The following is a 20,466-nucleotide window of genomic DNA, read 5'->3' as shown; positions in this document are numbered from 1 at the left end:
TAGCCTTAATTAAGAAAGCCACAGATGGTATTTAGCTTAGCAGTAAGTTTAGATAATAAAAAAAGTTAAGGTTAAAATCCTAACATTAGCACCTGGTATCATAAAGGCAAGTTCAAAAGGTGTAAAGTAGACTTTAACACTTAACGCTATTAGATACATGCTTCATGCAGCCCTAAGGCTCAACTTAAACTAAACTAAAATAATCGATACCTAAGGCATGAAACCCTTGATATAATCTATTAAGTGGCAACCCCATCACATTATAGTAATCACCATGAATGCCTTCAACTAAGATGGAACCAATGCCTTGAATACCATATGCTCCAGCTTTGTCTGCCGGTTCACCCGTCTTAACATACGCAACGATTTCATCATGATTTAATGATTTCATGGTCACTGTTGTGATTTCATGGGTGAGATACTGTTTGCCAGTTTCCATATCTAATATAGCCATACCAGAATATACCTCATGTGCTCTACCGCTTAATGCTTGTAAATATACCATGGCTTGGTCATCATCACATGGCTTTCCTAGAATCTTATCATCTAAGACAACCACTGTATCACAACCGATAACAATGGCTTTTTCATCTAAATGGCTAGCAACATCTTTCGCTTTTTCCATGGCTAAAGTTTCAACATACTCATGAGGACTGGTTTGCTCAAAGATGTCTTCATCTATTTGACTAACACGTACATCAAATGCTAACTTTAACCGCTCAAGTAATTCTTTTCTCCTCGGTGACCCAGAAGCTAAAACAATGCGTTTCAAGTCATCACGTCCCTATCCTTAGTTTGGCATAACCTATATTTTTCTATATACAAAAATACCAGCAATAATACCTAATATGCTAGCTACAGTAATATCAAAACGAAGCTGGAATACAAGTAATACAACACCAAGGTCTAATGTCACTGGATTCTCCATGCCAAAAGCCTTATGAAAATTGAACCACGTATTAAGCCACTCAATATCCTTCACAAGAAACCCAACAAATGAACCTAATACAATCCCAGCTAAAATAAGTAGGAATAATGCCCAACCGTTCTTATCACTTCTTCGATAACTCATGTGTCATCCACCCCTTCAATAAGTTGTCCAAAATCATAAATGTAACCTGATGTATTTTCGTGAGTCTTTTTATATCGGTCATTTTATGGTTTTTTCAACGAAATAATTTTAACATATATAGAAAACTTTGTATATACGTCTACATTATTTTTTTATTAGAGTTTTCTTAATATCAGGGATTATTCAGCGGATAGGCTCATTTCTAAGTCTTTTTTCCTATATATTGGCAAAAGAAAAAACGAGCATAACACTCGTTCTTATTCTTTCTCTTTTACTGTAATTGCATTGGTTGGACATTTCTCCACACACTTCATACATGCTGTACATTTTTCATAATCGATGGTTGCTAAATTATTATCCACGTGAATCGCATCGAACTCACATACTTTTGTACATAAACGACAGCCAATACAACCTACATCACAACTGAGTTTTACTTCTTTACCTTTGTTGGTGGAGTGGCACTCTACACGTACCTTGCTGTCATATGGAACAAGCTCAATAAGACTCTTCGGACAAGCACCTATACACATACCACAAGATGTACATTTTTCTTCATCCACTACTGCAATACCATCCACAATATGAATGGCATCAAACATACAGGCTCTTACACAGCTACCTAGACCTAGACATCCATATTCGCAAGCTTTTGACCCATGACCTTGCAGGAAGTTAGCATTTTTACAATCCATCACACCATCATAGGCGTATTTCTCTCTGGCTTTATCACAAGTTCCTTGACATTTAACATAAGCAATTTGCTTACCTTCACCGGAACTTTCAATACCTAATAATGCTGCAATATTCTCCGCACAACTTGATCCGCCAACTGGACATCCGCTAGGTAGGGCTTCGCCCTCTACAACAGCTTTAGCAAATGCATCACAACCAGCATAACCACAACCACCACAATTAGCACCAGGCAGTATGTCTCTTACTTGTGGAATTCTTGGATCAACGTCAACTGCAAACTTTTTTGCAGCTATCCCAAGTCCTAAAGCGAAGATAATACCTAAACCACCAATACTTAAGGCAGGATATATGATATTATTCCAATCCATTATCTGCATCCTCCATTCTCAATATTATGCAACTCTTATTTAATAAGGCCTGAAAATCCTAAAAAGGCAATTGCCATAAGCCCTGCTGTTAATAACACGATTGGGTAACCTTTAAAAGGTTTTGGAACATCGTTAAATTCAATTCTCTCACGAATACTTGCTAAGATAACAATGGCTAGTGTAAAACCAACTGCCGTTCCAAATCCATTGACAATACTCTTAATCAGTGAATATTCAGCTTGCATATTAATAACAGCTACACCAAGTACAGCACAGTTAGTCGTAATGAGTGGCAAGTAGACACCTAGCGCTTGATACAATGATGGGCTGGTTTTTTGTATCACCATTTCAACCAATTGTACCAAGGATGCGATAACTAATATAAATGCAATGGTATAGAGATATTCAATATTTAAAGGATCCAGTATAAACTCATAAACAATATAGGATATGGTTGATGCCAGCGTCATGACAAAGGTCACAGCAAGCCCCATTCCAAAAGCTGTCTCTACTTTTTTGGATATACCTAAGAAAGGACATATGCCTAAGAAACGCGTTAAGACAACATTGTTAACCAATATAGCACCAATAAATAATAGTAATAGTTCCATGGTCTTCTCCTCCTCTACGCTTTCTTAGAATCTCTGTCTTTTAGGTAATTAAATACAGCAAATAGCAATCCAAGTACGATAAAAGCGCCTGGAGCTAGAATTAAAATGTTCACAGGCTCATAACCTTTTGGCATCACCATCATTTCAAGTGTTGTACCACCAAGAATGGTACCTGCTCCAAATAACTCTCTAACGAAACCGATAACAGCTAGAGCAATTGTAAAACCAAGTCCCATTGCTATACCATCAACAACAGAAGGAAGCACTTTACTCTTAGCTGCAAAAGCTTCAGCTCGTGCAAGAACCACACAGTTAACAACAATAAGTGGAATGAATAAACCAAGGGCATCATATAAGGAAGGTACAAACCCCTGTAACAATAAATCAACGATGGTGACAAAAGTCGCTATAATAACAATAAATGCAGGTATTCTAACCTTGGATGGTATGATGCTTCTTAGAGCTGATACAACCAAATTAGAGAACAACAACACTACGGTGGTTGCAATACCCATACCAAACCCATTGAATGCCGATGTGGTTACAGCAAGTGTAGGACACATCCCCAATACTTGAACAAAGGTAGCATTCTCATCAATCAAACCGTTTCTAAATATTTTTCTAAGATTCATTACTTCGCCCCCTTGCTTAGATGTTCATTATAATATGCGCTGGCATCGTTCACAGCATCTGTTACAGCTCGGGATGTAATAGTTGCTCCACTAATGGAGTCAATTTCGTCATTACCAGGCGTACCCGCTTTTATGACAACCAAATTTTCTGTAGGTTTACCTTTAAATTGGTCTTTAAAAGGATCTTTATCGGCTTTAGCTCCTAAACCAGGTGTTTCTGAATGTTTAATAATATCAATACCCGACACAACACCTGATATTTCAATGCCCACGATAATTTCTATTTTGCCCCCATAGCCTTCTTTTGTTTCAAGCTTAAAGGCATACCCAGAGAGTTTACCCTCTTTTTTCGCGGAAAAAATATTGGTAATGTTAGATGCCTCTGATAAGGTTGTATCCATTTCTTGAAAGTCGGCATCCCCTAATACGGTTTTTAGAGCTGCATCTCTTGTCTTTATTTTCTGTTGTGTAATAGGCTCTTTAGTAATGGAGAATGTTAAACCAAGGAGCAAACCAGCTACAATGGTAATCGTAAATAGTATAAGTGCATCTTTAATAATACTATTTTTCATTTTTTGCCACCTCCCCAAATACACGAGGGATTGTAAAACGATCAATCAATGGAACAAATAAGTTCATGATTAAGATAGCAAAAGAAACCCCTTCAGGATAACCACCGTATATACGAATAACGGATGTTAAAATACCGCATCCAAGTCCCATAATGACTTGACCCGTACGTGTGATCGGTGATGATGCATAATCCGTTGCCATATAAAATGCACCAATCATTAATCCTCCACCAAAAACCTGATAACCTACATAGGTCATATCAAGTCCTCTTCCTCCAAGAAGTATGGATAAGATCACAACTGTTCCTATATAGAAAACAGGTATACGCCAATTAATGATTTTTTTCGCAATCAGGTAGATACCACCGAGAACTAATGCAACCACCGACGTTTCTCCGATACAACCACCAATAAATCCAAAAAATGTATTGGCAACACTTGGCAAATCTGTTACTCCATCTTTAATCATACCTAAAGGTGTTGCAGCAGATATACCATCTACTTCCCACCTTGTCATTAATCCTGTAAAAGAGATGAGCAAGAAAGCTCTTGCACCTAAAGCTGGGTTCATAAAGTTCTGACCAAGCCCGCCAAATAATTGTTTAACAATGATAATCGCTACGACACCACCCACTATTGGTAGCCAATAAGGTACTGTGTGCGGTAAATTAAGTGCTAATAATAGTCCCGTTACCACTGCACTAAAATCACCTATGGTAACGGTTCTTTTTGTTAAGAACTGATACAAACTTTCTGCCCCAACACATGCAGCGATACATATAAGAGTAATAATGAATGCTCGTATGCCGAAATGATATATCCCAAAAACCGTTGCTGGTAATAAAGCAATAACCACATGTCTCATAATCCTATCAACTGATTCATTGGAACGAATATGAGGCGATGAGGATACGATATATTGATCTGTCACAACTAAACCCTCCTAAGATTAGATATCATGGATCTTTATTTCTTTTTCTTTGCCATAATGGTACGCTTGGTAGTCCTTATAGAATGCGTTAAGTGCCGCTTTGAAGGACATATATAGGAACAGGCCCCACACTCAATACAGTTCATGCCTTTGTATTGCACGAAGAGGTCGTCCTCATTATGAATGGCATATTTATTTAAATCTGCTGGTAATAGATTCATAGGACATATACTGACACATTTTCCACACCTTATACAGTTGCGTTCATTCATGACTTTTGTCTCATCTTTGGTTAGACACAGTATGGATGATGAGCCTTTTATAACAGGTACATCTATAGAAAACAAAGCCAGTCCCATCATGGGTCCACCTGAAATAACTTTTGAAGGTTCTTCCGTAAAACCACCGGCAGCTTCAATCAGTTCACGATAACTGGTACCTATTCTTACCTTAAAGTTCTGAGGTTCTTTAATGGCACCACCTGATACCGTCACAATTCGACGCATAAGAGGACGTCCTCGTAATACAGCCCGATGTATAGCAACCACTGTATCAATGTTTTGTACGATACATCCCACATCTGCAGGTAAACCTCCCGTAGGCACTTCTCTTTTCGTTATGGAATAAATAAGTTGTTTCTCTGCTCCTTGGGGATATTTTGTTTTCAGACTTGCAATACTTATATTATCAATACCTTCTACTGCTTGTTCCATAGCTGCTATGGCATCTCTTTTATTATCTTCAATACCAATCACGCCTTTGGCACCTGGAAACATATGCAGAATTATCTGAAGACCTTTCACTACACGGTCTGTCTCTTCCAGCATAATGCGATGATCCGATGTAAGATACGGTTCACACTCGGCACCATTAACCATGATATAATCAATTTTTTTATCAGGTGGCGGCGATAACTTAATAAAAGTAGGGAATGTAGCACCACCCATGCCTACAATTCCAGCTTCTTTAATGATCTCAAGAAGTTCTTCTTTTGATAATTGTTTATAATCATCTCGACCAATCATGGTGTCTATTTCTGTATATTGACCATCATTTTCAATGACAATGGCTTGTACTTTAGAGCCATTAGGATGCAATACATCTTGAATAGCTTTAACTGTACCTGATATACTGCTATGAATTGGTGAGGAAACAAACCCCTGTGCCTCTCCAATTTTTTGTCCTAGTAATACGGTGTCACCTTTTTTAACTAAAGGTTTACATGGCGCTCCAATGTGTTGTTGCATTGGAAAAACCAAATCTCCTTTTGGCGTATAGATTTTAATGGGTTTCTTTTCGGTGAAATCTTTTGAATGACTTGGATGAATCCCTCTTTTAAAAGTCAATGCTCCCATTAGCATCCCCCTGTCTTTTATTTTATCTCGTACATAACTAACGTATCTTAACACTTTATGTCAATACTATAATAATACAAAGGTAGAAGTAATACAACAATTGATAAAAAAAGCACAAAGTGCCATAATACCAGCAAATACACAAACCTAAGGCTATGATTATTGTATACAATATACCTATTCCTTAAATTTCTTCTAATCTACCGTAATATCTGGTTTCTTTGTTAATTGCTTAACAAATGTACAAATAAAAAGACATCTAGTCCCAATAGAGGATAGATGTCTTTTCTTAAGATGATTTGGTGATTATCATAAATCATGTTAGATTAAGGCCTGTATGAACATACGTCATGATAATGTCTTATGTATTTGACGAATAAAAAATATTATTTAACAAGTATCATCATCTCACCATTTTTAATTTTTTCTTGTACTCTTTTAACGATTGTTGAATCAGAAATTAGCCCCTCGTACCATTTAACACAATCTCTACCTTTTTGGTTATTATGTAAGTCCATATTTCTATGTTCTAATCCATTAAACCCATGCCAGACATTAGCTTTATATTCTGCATCGGTGAGTCCTTGATTTTCGTGAGCATCTGCAAATGCTTTGGCCAATGGTTTTCCAATACTTTTTGTCATAAGAGCATTCCACATAGCATGTCTAAAAGAATTTCCTACATCGCCATCTATCCATCCAAGATAATATGTGTTCGTTAATTCATCCGTTTTATTTTTAGCAACATTAACGAGTAAAGCCTGAATAGGAAAAAGTACAACTAAAACTTTTTCAGCGTCTGTCAAGCTTTTCCAAACATCTCCTGCTTCACTTATCAAGCCTCTTGTTGTTAATTCATTGGATAAAATATCTTGAACTTCATAAGCATTTAAATTAGGGTTTGCTTCTTGTAGATTAATAATTGTAGTAACTGTTACAATAAAATCTTCATCCAAATACTCTTTGTTTTCTTGAATAACCTTCATCATATCTTCATGATTAACTGCTGGCTTACTACTATCCATAGCAAATACTTGAACAAAGCATAATTGTGATAATACCAAAACAAGTATAAATATTTTCATGTTCTTTTTCATTTTTTCCATCTCCTTCTTTAATAGAATTAATATTGAGTTATGGTATGCTTGTGTCGGATATAGTGTTTGTACTAATCAATATTATATATACATATCGCCTCCTTTAGAGTACATTATTTTTTTATATGTTTTAATAATATCATAATTATAATAAATTATGTGTCGAATGTTGTAATTATCTATTTATTCATTATAATTATATATTTCAAACTTAATTTGAGCAAGCTTTAACTTATTAAATCTAAACGTAAAAAAGCTCAAAGATTATCATTAACCTTTAAGCTTTTATCTATGCTTTCAATTCCAGCATGTTTTCTTTTAAATAGTTTTTTAACCACTGTATCACTTGAATATCTGTAAGGGGTACATCATCACCCAAGACCTCTTTCAAGTCATTGGTTGATATATCAAAGGATGTGTCGTCATAATAATGTTCATACTTAATGTTTATCTGAGCATTAGATGATATGAGTGTTGCAATGGTAGACCACATATCGCCTATTGGTGGGCGATCAATATGGTCATAACACATGGTAGCTGTAATCGTTGTTCCTTGACCTGATGCACTGTCAATCTGTAATGTACCATCACACATGTTACACGTATCTTCAAGAAACGGTATACCCAATCCTACACGTCGCATGGTTCTAGAAGTGGTAAAAGGATTTCGAATATCCTGTAGTATGGTTTCTGGTATACCTGGGCCGTCATCTTCAATGACAAATTGAAAAATGTTCTGAGAAACCAACTCTTTCACAGTAATGGTAATACGATGCGCTTTTGCTCGAACGCTATTCTGGGCAATATCCAAAATATGCATGGATAGTTCTTTCATCATAAACTATAATCCTTTCACTATCCTATTGACCGAGTGCCTTACCAAGAGCAATAGCAATCTGATAGGACGATTTCTTGGTAACCAATATGGGTATCTGTTCCTCATTGGCTTTATCAATGGCTTCTTGTTCTACTTCAAAACCTTCTGAAACAATAATACAGGCCGAACCGGTTAATAGTGCGACAGCTACTATATTGACGTGACTTTGTATGGTGATCCAAGCACTGCCTTCTTTTGCTTTCCCCATAACAACGCTTAGCAAGTCACCAACAAAACCATCGGTTACTTCATTAGATTGGCTTTCCTTTCCTGCAACTAATTCAAGTTCTAATTGATTCATTATATCTGTTACTGTCATTGCGTATCCTCTTTTCTATGACTTATCTAGCTATCTTTACTAATAGATGGCGGCATCTTCTGGGATAAGGTTACCATCTGCTCTGCCATGTCCCGTACTTTTTCTCTTAGCATGAATACACAGTCTTCAATATGCGCATTTTCACATACGATATCCTCTGCCAATGCTCGACAAGTGGGAGCTCCACATGATCCACAATCAATCTTAGGCAATTGATTATAGATTTCTTCAAGATGCTCTAATTTTTCAATGGCTTTTTCCATATCATCATCAAGTTTTAATACTTGCTTTGTTTTTAATGGTTTGGTCCAGTACATATCAATGGGGTGGTCAAATAAAGGAATATCTCTTTTATACAGGTTATTTTTGTTGAATTTCTTAATTTTATCCATACGATTGCTGGATACAAAAGCATTCTCTACTGCTAACGGCCCTCCAAGGCACCCACCAACGCAAGCAAGACACTCAATAAAATCCACATCATCTAACTTACCATTTTCAACTTTTTCTAATATCTTAATGACATTTTCAATGCCATCTACGGCAATATGGTTTTCAATACCTGAGGCATTTCCTTCACCACCTGTATGTGCCCAGCCAATTCCTTCACTATTACTCATCTGTAATCGTTCTGGCTGATCAATGGTTTTAATAACTGGCACGAGTTTTAAGTAGATTTCCTTAAGGGAAATAACACCATCCACATAAGACTCTTCAATCACTTGGGGTTGTTTACTATTGGTTACTTTTGCTGCACAAGGTGATATAAAAAACACACCGATATCTTCTTTCTTAATCCCTATACCCATAAGATATTCTTTTGCATATCGGGCCATGGCTTCTTTTGGCGATATGATTGGAAGAATATTAGGTATTAAGGATGGAAACCGAATTTGAATCAGTCTAACAATAGCTGGACAGGCGGAAGAAATGACCGGTTTAGGCATATTTTTGTCATCTAATAAACGTTTGCTTTCAGCAGTTATAATCTCAGCTGCCTTAGCTACTTCAAATACTTCGTCAAACCCCAGCTTTTTTAATGCGGTTAATACAATATTTGGATTAACAATATTTCTAAATTGAGTATACAGTGTTGGAGCCGGTATGGCTACTTTATATGCATAATCGTTTATTTTATCCAATGGCTCTGTCACAGCCTTTTTAGCATGGTTTCTGCAAACACGTATACACATGCCGCAGTCAATACATCGCTCATCCATAATATGTGCTTTACCGTTTCGAACCCTTATCGCTTCCGTTGGGCATCGCTTAATACAATCTGTACACCCAATACACTTATCAATATCTAACTTAACAGAATGCAATATTTCCCCCATAATAAGCCCTCCAATCTATGATGCAAATACCTTCCCTATGTTTCAACACCATGTTCATTCTTTTTGAAACACTGTCATTAACAATTCACGATGGAAATAGACTGTCTTCTATAACCAACTATTGCCTTCACCTATATTCTACCAGCTTATTCGTGTATTTTAAAGGCTAAATGCACCTTTGTTCCTTTGCCAACTTCTGTTGTAATTGTCATATCATCGCTATGTCTTTTCATATTAGGCAGCCCCATACCTGCCCCAAAACCCATCTCTCTTGCTTCTTTTGAAGCTGTTGAATAACCTACTTGCATAGCTAAATCCAGGTTTTCAATACCTGGACCATCATCAACTAATTGAATGTCAATGTTTTCAGGTGTTATCTCCACATCAATAATACCGCCGTTGGCATGAATAACCATATTAATCTCGGCTTCATACATGGATATGGATACTTTTCGAATAATATTTGGTGAGATCCCTAATTGTTTTAGGGTTTTCTTCACTTTGCTTGAGGCAATTCCAGCGGTTATAAATTCACCACCTTCTACATCAAAATGTAGCTTCATCGTGGGCAATCTCCTCTCCTTCAAGGCCATTTTTGTAGAGTAAGCCGCTTGCAGTAAATAAAGAATGCCTCGTTGTTAATAGTACAATATTTCTTTTCTTTGCCATGGTAATTAATTCTTCACTGGGTTTTTTTCCCCGAATAATCGCAATTGCTTTTATATCTAACATTTCAGCTGTACGTATGACTTGAGGATGCACAAGCCCTGTTAATAAAATAACATCATTTCTTACAAAAGCTAATACGTCACTCATTAAATCGCAACCATATCCATATGTCACTTGTATATCCTGTAACTCTTCACACGCTAAAATATCAGCTTCTAATATGTCTTTGATTTCTCTAATAAACATGTAGACACCCCCTGTAGTTTTCATAAATCAAGCAGTTTGTGTGTTAACATTATAACAAATTGTTACGATTTTTACAATCCTAACTTGCTCAAAATACTGGTAAAACCATGACAATATTAGACATTCAAGTCTTTCATATCAATATCCTTAATTGCATAATAGATGACCAATGCACCTACTAAAGAAAGACACATTGGTATGATAATGATGGAATAAAGTGTAAACCCTCCTGAATTAGAATTCAAAATGCCACCAATTAGTACAGAACATATGATGGTCATGGTTACGGACTTTTTCTTCATGGCTATGTATAAAGGTATTAGACCAACCATAGTATTGACAATACCTCCAATAAATGCTTGTGTAGCTAATACATAAAGAACGTGCGTATTGAATTCCCCTAGTGTTGTATTGGTGAGTAGAAATATCAAATAAACAGCAAACACCACAAAAAAGTAAGACAAAAATGTTAAGCAGAAGGTAAATATACCGATAATCAATAATTTGGATAGGATAAGTTTTTTTCTATTTACAGGATACGTAAACATTAAATAAATTGTTTTATCTCTATACTCGTCAATAATAAATTTTGAAAGGAGAACACCTGCAAATACAATAAAAATGACATTGATAAATGTTCCTGCAACGGCTATAAGTTCTTCATAGCTACCGAATGCCTGTTCTTTGGGATTATTGGCTGTATAATAAACCAAAGCAACAAATCCTATTGTCACCATATTGCATATCCATGCAATAAATACATTTTTTCTAATTTTGTATTTTTTTAGTTCTAAGGTCATTAAGTTAATCAATGATAGCACCTCCATTAATCATATCAAAAAAGTACTCCTCCAGAGAACGCTCTTTTTTACGAATAGAATCAATGGTTATATCATTCAAAATAAGCGTTTTGGCTATATGACTTTGTGTTATATGTGTATCGTATATCCTAAGAATCTTGTCATCCATCACTTTGAAATTATGAATACCTAGTTCGTTGTCTAATATAAAGGAAGCTTGATGACATTGGCTACACACAATTTCAATGTATTCTTTTTTATAATCCTTTATGGTCTTCATTTTAACTTGATTGATTAAATGTCCATTATTAATCACACCTATTGTATCCGCAATCTGTTCTATCTCACTTAAAATATGACTGGATACAAGGATTGTTATACCATAATCATCACAAAGCCTGCGAAACAATTCTCTCATTTCTTTTATGCCAACAGGATCAAGTCCATTAATGGGTTCATCCATGATCAAGAGTTCTGGTTTGGTTATGATAGCACGTGCTACACCTAGCCTTTGTTTCATACCTAATGAGAAGTTTTTTACACTTTTTTGGTTGATATTGGTTAAATGAACCATGGATAAAGCTTCATGAATGGCATCTTGCTGATGATATCCCATATATTGGCAGTGCAGCTCCAGGTTTTCTCTTGCGGTAAGTTTTTCATAGAATATGGGATACTCAATGATATTACCCATTCTTTTTAAAATGTCAAAAGATTGATTTGTCAGTTCACTTCCAAATACTTCAATGTTACCAAAAGAAGGTTTAAGAATATTTGTTATTAACTTCATGACGGTTGTCTTTCCCGCACCATTTGGTCCTAGAAAACCATATATTTCTCCTTTTCTTACACACATGTTAACATGGGACACGACTTCTTTGCCACTAAAGACCTTTGTTAAGTCTTGTGTCTTTAATATATACGTCATTTGAATGCTCCTTTCATTCTTGGTGTAATATCATTATATCCTTCGTAACTTTCTTTTTAATTAATTAAATCTTACAAATTTCTTACAGACTAAAGGAACTAAAAAAAGACTTCTACAGGAGCCTTTTATTAGTACACAACTCTATTAAATGTCATGGTAACACAAGTTCTTTCATAGGGCTTGCTTTCTATTAGAATATCACCATTCATATTTTCTACAAGCTTTTTTGTAATGGTTAGACCTAGACCACTGCCCTGATAATGTTTGTTTCTAGAATCTTCCAACGTATACAACCTGTCAAAAACTTGATTAATATGGGTTTCACCAATACCTCGACCTTTATCCCATATATGAATGAAAACATTGTCATCAACAGCTTCTAGTTGAAGCCCAATGATTTTGCCATCCAAACCATATTTGATTGCATTGGAAATTAAGTTGTTTAAGATACGATTAAGTGCTTCCTCGTTTCCTAATATATACAGTGGCTCATCAGGTATATCAATGTTAACGTCAATATGTTGATTTAAAAGAATCTCATAAAACCCAAGGATATTTTTTTTACAGATTTCATTCACATTTACCCGCTTAAGCTGTATATTTGTATCACCAGATTCTAATTTTGCTAAATCAAAAAATGTATGAATGAGTTGGATTAAATCCTCTGTTTTTTGTTTTACTTTTAATAACAACCTTTCTCTTTCCTGATGACTTATCTCATTGTTCATGGTGAGTATTTCCATATACCCTAATATAACTGTTAGAGGCGTTTTTATGTCATGGGATATATTGGACAGCATCTTTTTCATGGAACGCTGACTTTTCACGGAATTAACCATGGATGATTGACTGTATGCTAATAACTTATTTATTTCTATGAGTAAGGGTTTTAAATGCCGGTCATTGGTTAAAATTAACAAGTTTTCATTTGTGTTATTTAACATAATCATTTCTATTTTTTTCTGCATATAGTTTAGATGCTTGTTTTTAGCTTTCAATGAACAGTGTTGCAAGTAATTAGTGATAATCAATACAATAATAATCATTAAACATATTATCATATTAAAATTCTCCTAACTTATAGCCTATACCCCATATGGTTTTAATGTACATTGGCGTAGAAGGATTATCTTCAATTTTTTCCCTTAGTCGTCTCATATGAACATTAATAACATTCTCTTCTCCATAGTAATCATCGCCCCATATAAGATTATATATTTGTGCTTTGGTAAATACGCGATTTTTATTGGTTATAAACAACTTCATAATATCAAATTCCTTGGATGTCAACTTGACGTCTTGACCATGCTTGTATACACAAAAATTATTCAAATCCATTGATAAATCGTGAACGTGAATGATGTTCTCTTGCCCGTCAGCTTTGGTGTAATGTGCAGCGCGTCGAATCAGTGCTTTAACTCTTGCCGTTAATTCAATCATGGAAAAAGGTTTAGAAATATAATCATCCGCTCCTAGACCAAGACCAACTGCTTTATCCACATCGCTATCTTTCGCTGACATAATTAAGATGGGAATGAGACTCTTATGACGCATAATCTCCATGATTTCTATACCACTAAGTTTGGGTAGCATAAGGTCTAAAATAACCAAATCAAAGGTATTTTTTGAAAAAACAGCCACCCCTTGTTCACCATCAAATACAGGTGTCACAACAAAGCCTTCCAATTCAAGATAATCTCTCACCATGTCACTGATAGACGTATCATCTTCAACAAGTAATATTCTATTATTATGCATTACAGGACCTCTTTTCAATATTTACATGGCTAGATTCATTATTCATTTTAATGCTAATCAGTCTTAATCTTCTTCCAGTAACATGGATGCTAATGGAAATGGTTGAACTGCTCGTTTAATAATACCTTGAACATAGGCAATGAGTACACCATAATTAACAATTGGGATTGCTTTACCTGCTGCTAATTTTATACGGTGTTGCATTTCTCTACGGTTTAACATGCATCCACCACAGTGCACAACAAGTGCATAATCATCCATATTCTGGGGATACTTCATACCACTTGAAAACTCAAACTGTATATTCTTGCCTGAATATTGACGTATCCAACGTGGAATCTTCACTGTTCCAATATCATCCGATTGACGGTGATGGGTGCAGCCTTCCGAAATAAGAATCTTATCCCCATCTTGTAAATCATCTAATTTCTTTGCACCTTTAATCAGTTCCATGAGATCGCCTTTATATCTGGCAAATAAAATCGAGAAAGATGTTAACATCATATCATGAGGTGTATCTGCAGACACCTTAGAAAAAACCTGAGAATCTGTAATAACAAGCTTTGGTTTTCTACCAATATTCTCTAATGTCTCTCTTAGTTCATACTCTTTGGTTACAATACATATGGCATCACTCTCTAGGACATCTCTAATCACTTGCTGCTGAGGAAGAATAAGACGCCCCTTTGGTGCAGCTTTATCGATGGGTACAACTAACACAATAAAATCGCCAGGTTGAATGATATCACCAACTAATTTGAACTTATCTTCATCGTCTGGCAAAAGCTTAATCATGGCATTCTTCAACGTATCAATACCCTGTTTCTTCAAGGCTGATACGGGAATTAACCGAATACCTAAGGCTTTCTCCATCTGCTGAATAGATGAATCGCTGAGCTGTTCTATGTCAATCTTATTTAGAACACCTACTACAGGTATCTTCTTCTCCTTAATCGTTGCTAAAATACTTTTCTCAAAATCCGTAACACCAACCTCCGCATCAATGGTAAGTATAGCTAGGTCTGTTTTATTAAGTACTTCATAGGTTTTTTGTTTACGCAATTCACCTAACTCACCTACATCATCTAGACCAGCTGTATCAATAATCACCACAGGACCTATGGGCAATATCTCCATAGCCTTGTAGACAGGGTCAGTAGTGGTTCCTTTAACTGCTGATACCAGTGCAATATCCTGATTAGTAATCGCATTAATAATGCTGGATTTTCCTGCATTTCTCTTCCCAAATAAAGCAATATGTACCCGATCGCCTCTTGGCGTTTTATTTAAACTCATGTTTTATCCTCCTCTGCCATCATGAAGTTATCTATCAATGCTCCATTATACCATCATTATTCACTAAATAAAAGTCGTTCTCATCTATATCCTAGTATGGAATAAATAAATGAATTCATGACAAGAACAGTATTTCAACATGAGGCTCACCTGTTTTTATACAGTCGTATCTGGTTTATATTAGCCTCCATTCTTTTTATCACTATTTTCACTTGGCTTTTTTTTCAGAAGAACAACTAAAAGTGTGAGAATGGTAATATAGACTGTAAAAACAATAGCAATATAGGGTTCCTTTTTTGTAATTTCTCGTCTAATGGATTCGTTATCAATAAGCAACATGGCTACACCAACTAACACGGCTATTGCACCTAAAATAATTGTATGATATTCTTTCTTCTTAATTTGCAGGAACTCTGTTAAGGTAAAAGCAGAAAAATACAATGCGTTTGCACTAATTCTATAGATAATAAAACTCCAAAATAACATGAAAATATACCGGAAAAGATTAATGATGGGCACCTGAACACTATCAGCAATGGTGAGTAAGGGCCAATAAAACTTAATGGCTACATCAGCACCCAGATAGTAAATAACGGTGACGGTTAACCAGACATAAATAGCTACCACAATGCCAACACCTTTTAACATGGACCCGAATAGTTTTTTCTGATCACTAGCAAATGGGTATAATAAAAAAACAACTTCTATGCCTGCATAACTGTAAATGGATTGGAAGCTGCCTGTAAGTATATCACTTAAACTGCTATTAAAAACAGGTAATAAATTAAAATAGCTCCCCTTTATAAATGCATAACCAGGTAATAGGATTAAGATAAGTGTTAAATAAAATATAACAGCGTTGACTTTTGCTATGACTTTCATGCCTTTTGACGCAAAATAAAAGATTAGAAACATTGATATGCCAATAATCGTATATATGGGTAAGAAGGGAGCAATAAATGTTCGTGTAATGGATGCAAATGCCGATACAACAACCAAGAGGATGTACATAAAAACACCGCATACAAAAATGCTGCATACAAAGCCTAAGTACTTCCCAAATAGCTTACTATTGATGCTAATGATGGTATCCTTTGGATAACGTTTGCTGATGATAAAAGCCAGCCAAATCATATAGAGTGGATAAAGGCCTCCAATAAGGATAGCGATCCACCCATCATTTCCAGCATTTTCTATGGTACCTGTCCCACCTAAAATACCAACCCCTATCACCATGGCTATTATAAAATGGGTCATTTCACTAGGTGTTAATGTTGCGGTATTGTTTGCATTCGATTTCATCCCTGGTTACTCCTGCCTTGTATTTTTTACATTAACACATATATCCATGTATCAATCATATTATCTTCTTTTCAAGGCAGAACTATTCATAGGGATACCCATAGGATACTGATAACTTATTTACCAGGGATACCAGGCTTTGTCACTTGATATGGATTCAATACTTGATCTGCTTGTGCTTCATCCATTATGTCATCTTCTAATAAGATATCTTTTATTGTTTTACTGGAACTCAATGCTTTCTTCGCTACTACTGCTGCATGGTCGTAACCAATATGATGTACCAATGCTGTTGCCAGCGCTGTAGAATTCAATAAGTGTTCAAGGCATTTGTGTGTATCCACTTCTAGAACGTCAATACATCGTTCTCTAAAAATGATAACTGCTTTCTCCATCATTTCCAGTGAATCCAATAATGAATCCGCAATAATAGGCATAAAAGCGTTTAATTCAAAATTGCCATAAGACGCTGCAAGCGTAATCGCCTGGTCATTAGCGATGACTTTTATACCTGTCTGTATAACCATCTCAGGTATAACAGGATTAACTTTACCAGGCATGATGGATGACCCTGCCTGCATAGGCTTAAGCTTGATTTCCCCTAATCCTCCTCGTGGTCCGGATGCCATCATTCTTAAATCATTAGCCATCTTCATCACATTCACTGCTGCGGACTTTAGCAAGCCCGATACTTCAACAAATACATCATTATTCTGAGTGATATCAATGGGGAATTCAGCCCTTGCTAAACCAAGGCCTGTTAACTCTCTCAACATCTCTGTCATGGTGAAAATATATTTTTTTGAGGCATTCATACCTGTTCCAATGGCCGTTCCGCCAATATTCATCTGGCGCAATCGTTCTTCCACTTTGTAGAGTCGCCAGCGGTCTCTTGCAATAGCTTGGGCATAGGCACCAAATTCTTGTCCAACCATTATAGGTAAAGCATCCATCAGCTGGGTTCGCCCTAATTTAATGATATCTGCAAATGCATTTTCTTTCTGCTGAAGGGTTTCTTGCAGCTGTGAAAAAGCATCACTGACTTTTCTTAAACGAAAAATAGCCGCAATTCTTAAAGCTGTTGGATAGACATCATTGGTTGACTGGGACCTGTTCACATCATTAAGAGGATGAATGATGCTGTAGTCTCCCTTTTGCCCACCTAGAATCTCTATAGCTCGATTGGCGATAACTTCGTTTACATTCATATGAGTGGACGTACCTGCTCCTCCCTGTAGAGGATGCAAATCAAACTGATCCTGCCATTGCCCCCTTAAGAGATCATCACAAGCTGCCACAATAGCTTCCGTTTTGTCTTTTGGAATTTCTTGAAGATGCTGATGTGTTAAGGCTGCTGCTTTTTTAATGATGATGATAGCCTCGATAAGACGCCAATTAACGTTAGCGTCTCCAAGATTAAAATTCTCCTTGGCTCTTTGGGTATGTATACCATAATATGCTTTCTGATCAATTTCTAATGTGCCAATACTGTCTTGTTCCCATCTATAATCCATGTATCATTCCTCCACTTCTGATAAGCTTCATGTCATGACCTTATTTTATCAAGAATGACCTAGGATTATAAGTCTTTTTTTCAAATCTACACAGCTTTTTCTTCACGCTCGCCGTAGAGTTGGATGCATTCCTCCATAAAATCAAGGACCCTGTCCATATGCTGAACATCTGTATAGGGTGACATGATGACAACTTTCACACATGCTAAAGGTACTGGATAACCATCACTTGATATAACAGTTGTTACCTTAGTTGTATCGCCTAGAAACACCTCTGCCCGTTTTTCACCAAATATATCAAATAGTTTTTTATTAAAGGTATTGGTTTCATCTATCAAACGTTTAAGTCGCTTACCGTGACGTTCTTCATAAAGACATGGTGTGTTTTCATAAAATCGAAAAGCAGTGATCATACCTACAACACCCTCGTTAATAATGGCTACATTATGAAACCTATTCATGAGTTTTTGTCTAAATGCTAATGTCACTTTTATGTAGTGTCCAAATAACACTTGATAGCCCTCTACTCCCATACCTAATAATGCAGCATAGATTGTAATGGAACTACCCATACGAGAACATTCTAAGGTATAACTGGTATGATAACTACCGTATCCCCGATTCCCTACGTAGGGTGTATCGGACTCACTTAAGTCAAGAAGTTTAAAATCCACACCTTTTTTTGCCATGAAAACAGAAGACGTATAAGGTGTAGAGCCTAACTTATGAAAATCAAAACACACCGTATCTGCTAAATGCATCGGTGATAATTTTATTTTTATTTTTTCAATTTCATGTAAGACATCTTTGGAAAAAAGTAAAGGATTTTCATTAAGGTTATAATCATTGAAAACTAAGAACATACCGCCTATTGCTGAATCAGCATGAATGTGTATAGGCTTGACAAGGTACTGGTCTTGAAAGTGCTGACAAATGGTTTTGATACCCTTGATATCATCGATTGAAAAGGAATCTGTGCTTCCCATTGTAGCAAGAATGTATAGTGGAATACCTCCCTTGTGAATTACCTGACGGATGTGAAATTCAAGGTCATCCAAGTCCATGGACAGGTCCTCATTTGATTTTACTAAGATAAGATGGTCACTACCTATCCCTGTGGCTTCCATTGATTTTAATAAACTATAGTGACAATTCTCTGAAGCAAAACAGTAGAGATTCTTAGGCACGCCATACTGAGTTGCCTTACTATCATATTTGCTGATTGCTAATCGCAAACTACTAAAGACTGCACCCTGTCCACCCCAAGTGGTATATCCCCAAGTTTTTGTTTTGGAATAGCCAATTAACTCGGATAACATGGCAATAATACGAACTTCTGCTTCGGCACACGCAGGACCCACCACATCCCATACATTATTACCATCTAATAAGATAGCGGCTATATTACCTAAAAAAGACGGGATACTAGCTAAGCTACTCACATTATTCAGGTTAAATTGATTCACAAAAGGATGTCCTTCTGACAATGCTAAAAGTTGGTGGATAATCTGGTCATTATCACACCCTTTTAAGGGCAAATGGGATGAATGGATAAATTGATCATAGAGGTCGTTGTTTTTTCTTTTCAATTCACCAAGTATTGGTTTATTTTTATTCTTTTTCTCGTCAATTCCTGTGATTAATTTATGAATATGATGTAAAATATTATCTTGTTGAGTGACATTACCGTCTTGACTAGGAAATTTATTTCTTAATTCATAAATATTCATGCTATCCCCCCTGTTAAGAATATATACTATTTTATACTATTTTGTGTAATCTTTCAACATTATTAGATATTTTAGTTATCTAAACAGACAATATGATTGTCATATTATACTTAATCAATTACTTAATTGTAATAAATAAGGTATATTTTATACTTTTATAGTCTGTTTTGCCTATTTTATACTAGTCAGAAAGAATCACAGCCCCACCCATGACCTATCATATCTATGTGCACTTTAATACTTCAAATAAACAAAGATTTAAAATCACACTAAGAATTATTGACTTTTACTAACTGGCGTGGCACCTTCACAAATATTCTCACAGAATCAATAGTAACGGTTATTTTATCTTATTT

Annotated in this window: 22 protein-coding genes; all 22 read right to left on the bottom strand. The window is 35.8% G+C overall.

Annotation, left to right across the window (positions count from 1 at the left end; genetic code table 11):
• Nucleotides 1-184: 184 nt before the first annotated feature.
• The 22 genes from HZI73_RS14010 to HZI73_RS13905 all read right to left on the bottom strand — a co-directional run bounded on the left by HZI73_RS14010 (nucleotide 185) and on the right by HZI73_RS13905 (nucleotide 20,110).
• Complete coding sequence (locus HZI73_RS14010; RefSeq protein ID WP_212694010.1) at nucleotides 185-772, bottom strand: Maf family protein; 588 nt, start codon at nucleotides 770-772, stop codon at nucleotides 185-187.
• 33 nt (nucleotides 773-805) lie between these two features.
• Nucleotides 806-1,072, bottom strand: a complete 267-nt coding sequence (locus HZI73_RS14005; RefSeq protein ID WP_212694009.1) for a DUF4321 domain-containing protein — start codon at nucleotides 1,070-1,072, stop codon at nucleotides 806-808.
• A gap of 257 nt (nucleotides 1,073-1,329) precedes the next feature.
• Nucleotides 1,330-2,136: an RnfABCDGE type electron transport complex subunit B gene (locus tag HZI73_RS14000; protein ID WP_212694008.1), complete on the bottom strand. Its 807-nt coding sequence runs from the start codon at nucleotides 2,134-2,136 to the stop codon at nucleotides 1,330-1,332.
• Nucleotides 2,137-2,171: 35 nt separating this feature from the next.
• Entirely contained in the window at nucleotides 2,172-2,747 is a 576-nt protein-coding gene (rsxA, locus tag HZI73_RS13995) for an electron transport complex subunit RsxA (protein WP_212694007.1), read from the bottom strand.
• A gap of 14 nt (nucleotides 2,748-2,761) precedes the next feature.
• Nucleotides 2,762-3,379, bottom strand: coding sequence for an electron transport complex subunit RsxE (rsxE, locus tag HZI73_RS13990; protein WP_212694006.1), 618 nt, complete (start codon nucleotides 3,377-3,379; stop codon nucleotides 2,762-2,764).
• A complete protein-coding gene (locus HZI73_RS13985) occupies nucleotides 3,379-3,951 on the bottom strand; it encodes an RnfABCDGE type electron transport complex subunit G (protein WP_212694005.1) in 573 nt (190 codons plus the stop codon). Before HZI73_RS13985 ends, rsxE begins: the two co-directional genes overlap by 1 nt.
• On the bottom strand, nucleotides 3,941-4,882 hold the full coding sequence (locus HZI73_RS13980; RefSeq protein ID WP_212694004.1) for an RnfABCDGE type electron transport complex subunit D: 942 nt from the start codon (nucleotides 4,880-4,882) through the stop codon (nucleotides 3,941-3,943). Before HZI73_RS13980 ends, HZI73_RS13985 begins: the two co-directional genes overlap by 11 nt.
• Before the next feature lie 35 nt (nucleotides 4,883-4,917).
• Entirely contained in the window at nucleotides 4,918-6,237 is a 1,320-nt protein-coding gene (gene rsxC / locus HZI73_RS13975) for an electron transport complex subunit RsxC (protein ID WP_212694003.1), read from the bottom strand.
• A gap of 386 nt (nucleotides 6,238-6,623) precedes the next feature.
• A complete protein-coding gene (locus HZI73_RS13970; RefSeq protein ID WP_212694002.1) occupies nucleotides 6,624-7,334 on the bottom strand; it encodes a DUF6973 domain-containing protein in 711 nt (236 codons plus the stop codon).
• Nucleotides 7,335-7,623: 289 nt separating this feature from the next.
• Nucleotides 7,624-8,172, bottom strand: coding sequence for an ATP-binding protein (locus HZI73_RS13965; RefSeq protein ID WP_246552158.1), 549 nt, complete (start codon nucleotides 8,170-8,172; stop codon nucleotides 7,624-7,626).
• Between the two features lie 22 nt (nucleotides 8,173-8,194).
• The gene (locus HZI73_RS13960) at nucleotides 8,195-8,530 is read right to left on the bottom strand and encodes a DRTGG domain-containing protein (protein WP_212694001.1); all 336 of its coding nucleotides are present in this window, start codon (nucleotides 8,528-8,530) and stop codon (nucleotides 8,195-8,197) included.
• A gap of 26 nt (nucleotides 8,531-8,556) precedes the next feature.
• The gene (locus HZI73_RS13955) at nucleotides 8,557-9,867 is read right to left on the bottom strand and encodes a [Fe-Fe] hydrogenase large subunit C-terminal domain-containing protein (RefSeq protein ID WP_212694000.1); all 1,311 of its coding nucleotides are present in this window, start codon (nucleotides 9,865-9,867) and stop codon (nucleotides 8,557-8,559) included.
• A 146-nt stretch (nucleotides 9,868-10,013) separates the two neighbouring features.
• Nucleotides 10,014-10,430, bottom strand: coding sequence for an ATP-binding protein (locus HZI73_RS13950; protein ID WP_212693999.1), 417 nt, complete (start codon nucleotides 10,428-10,430; stop codon nucleotides 10,014-10,016).
• Nucleotides 10,414-10,782: a hypothetical protein gene (locus tag HZI73_RS13945; RefSeq protein ID WP_212693998.1), complete on the bottom strand. Its 369-nt coding sequence runs from the start codon at nucleotides 10,780-10,782 to the stop codon at nucleotides 10,414-10,416. The genes HZI73_RS13950 and HZI73_RS13945 overlap by 17 nt, the downstream gene beginning before the upstream one ends.
• A 116-nt stretch (nucleotides 10,783-10,898) precedes the next feature.
• Nucleotides 10,899-11,594 carry an ABC transporter permease gene (locus HZI73_RS13940; RefSeq protein ID WP_212693997.1) on the bottom strand — a complete coding sequence of 232 codons (696 nt, stop codon included), beginning with the start codon at nucleotides 11,592-11,594 and terminating at the stop codon, nucleotides 10,899-10,901.
• Complete coding sequence (locus HZI73_RS13935; RefSeq protein ID WP_212693996.1) at nucleotides 11,587-12,510, bottom strand: ABC transporter ATP-binding protein; 924 nt, start codon at nucleotides 12,508-12,510, stop codon at nucleotides 11,587-11,589. Before HZI73_RS13935 ends, HZI73_RS13940 begins: the two co-directional genes overlap by 8 nt.
• A gap of 128 nt (nucleotides 12,511-12,638) precedes the next feature.
• Nucleotides 12,639-13,571 (bottom strand): sensor histidine kinase, encoded by a 933-nt coding sequence (locus HZI73_RS13930; protein WP_212693995.1) that lies wholly within the window; start codon nucleotides 13,569-13,571, stop codon nucleotides 12,639-12,641.
• A gap of 1 nt (nucleotide 13,572) precedes the next feature.
• On the bottom strand, nucleotides 13,573-14,268 hold the full coding sequence (locus HZI73_RS13925) for a response regulator transcription factor (RefSeq protein ID WP_212693994.1): 696 nt from the start codon (nucleotides 14,266-14,268) through the stop codon (nucleotides 13,573-13,575).
• 63 nt (nucleotides 14,269-14,331) lie between these two features.
• The gene (gene hydF / locus HZI73_RS13920) at nucleotides 14,332-15,564 is read right to left on the bottom strand and encodes a [FeFe] hydrogenase H-cluster maturation GTPase HydF (RefSeq protein ID WP_212693993.1); all 1,233 of its coding nucleotides are present in this window, start codon (nucleotides 15,562-15,564) and stop codon (nucleotides 14,332-14,334) included.
• A gap of 180 nt (nucleotides 15,565-15,744) precedes the next feature.
• On the bottom strand, nucleotides 15,745-16,866 hold the full coding sequence (locus HZI73_RS13915) for a GerAB/ArcD/ProY family transporter (protein ID WP_212693992.1): 1,122 nt from the start codon (nucleotides 16,864-16,866) through the stop codon (nucleotides 15,745-15,747).
• A 116-nt stretch (nucleotides 16,867-16,982) separates the two neighbouring features.
• Complete coding sequence (locus HZI73_RS13910) at nucleotides 16,983-18,380, bottom strand: aspartate ammonia-lyase (RefSeq protein ID WP_212693991.1); 1,398 nt, start codon at nucleotides 18,378-18,380, stop codon at nucleotides 16,983-16,985.
• An 86-nt stretch (nucleotides 18,381-18,466) separates the two neighbouring features.
• Nucleotides 18,467-20,110 carry a pyridoxal phosphate-dependent decarboxylase family protein gene (locus HZI73_RS13905; protein ID WP_212693990.1) on the bottom strand — a complete coding sequence of 548 codons (1,644 nt, stop codon included), beginning with the start codon at nucleotides 20,108-20,110 and terminating at the stop codon, nucleotides 18,467-18,469.
• Nucleotides 20,111-20,466 lie beyond the last annotated feature (356 nt).

The organism is Vallitalea pronyensis (genome assembly GCF_018141445.1).
GTDB classification, from domain to species: domain Bacteria; phylum Bacillota; class Clostridia; order Lachnospirales; family Vallitaleaceae; genus Vallitalea; species Vallitalea pronyensis.
Note: the sequence above shows the minus strand (reverse complement) of the source record. Positions and strands in the feature narration are given on the sequence as shown.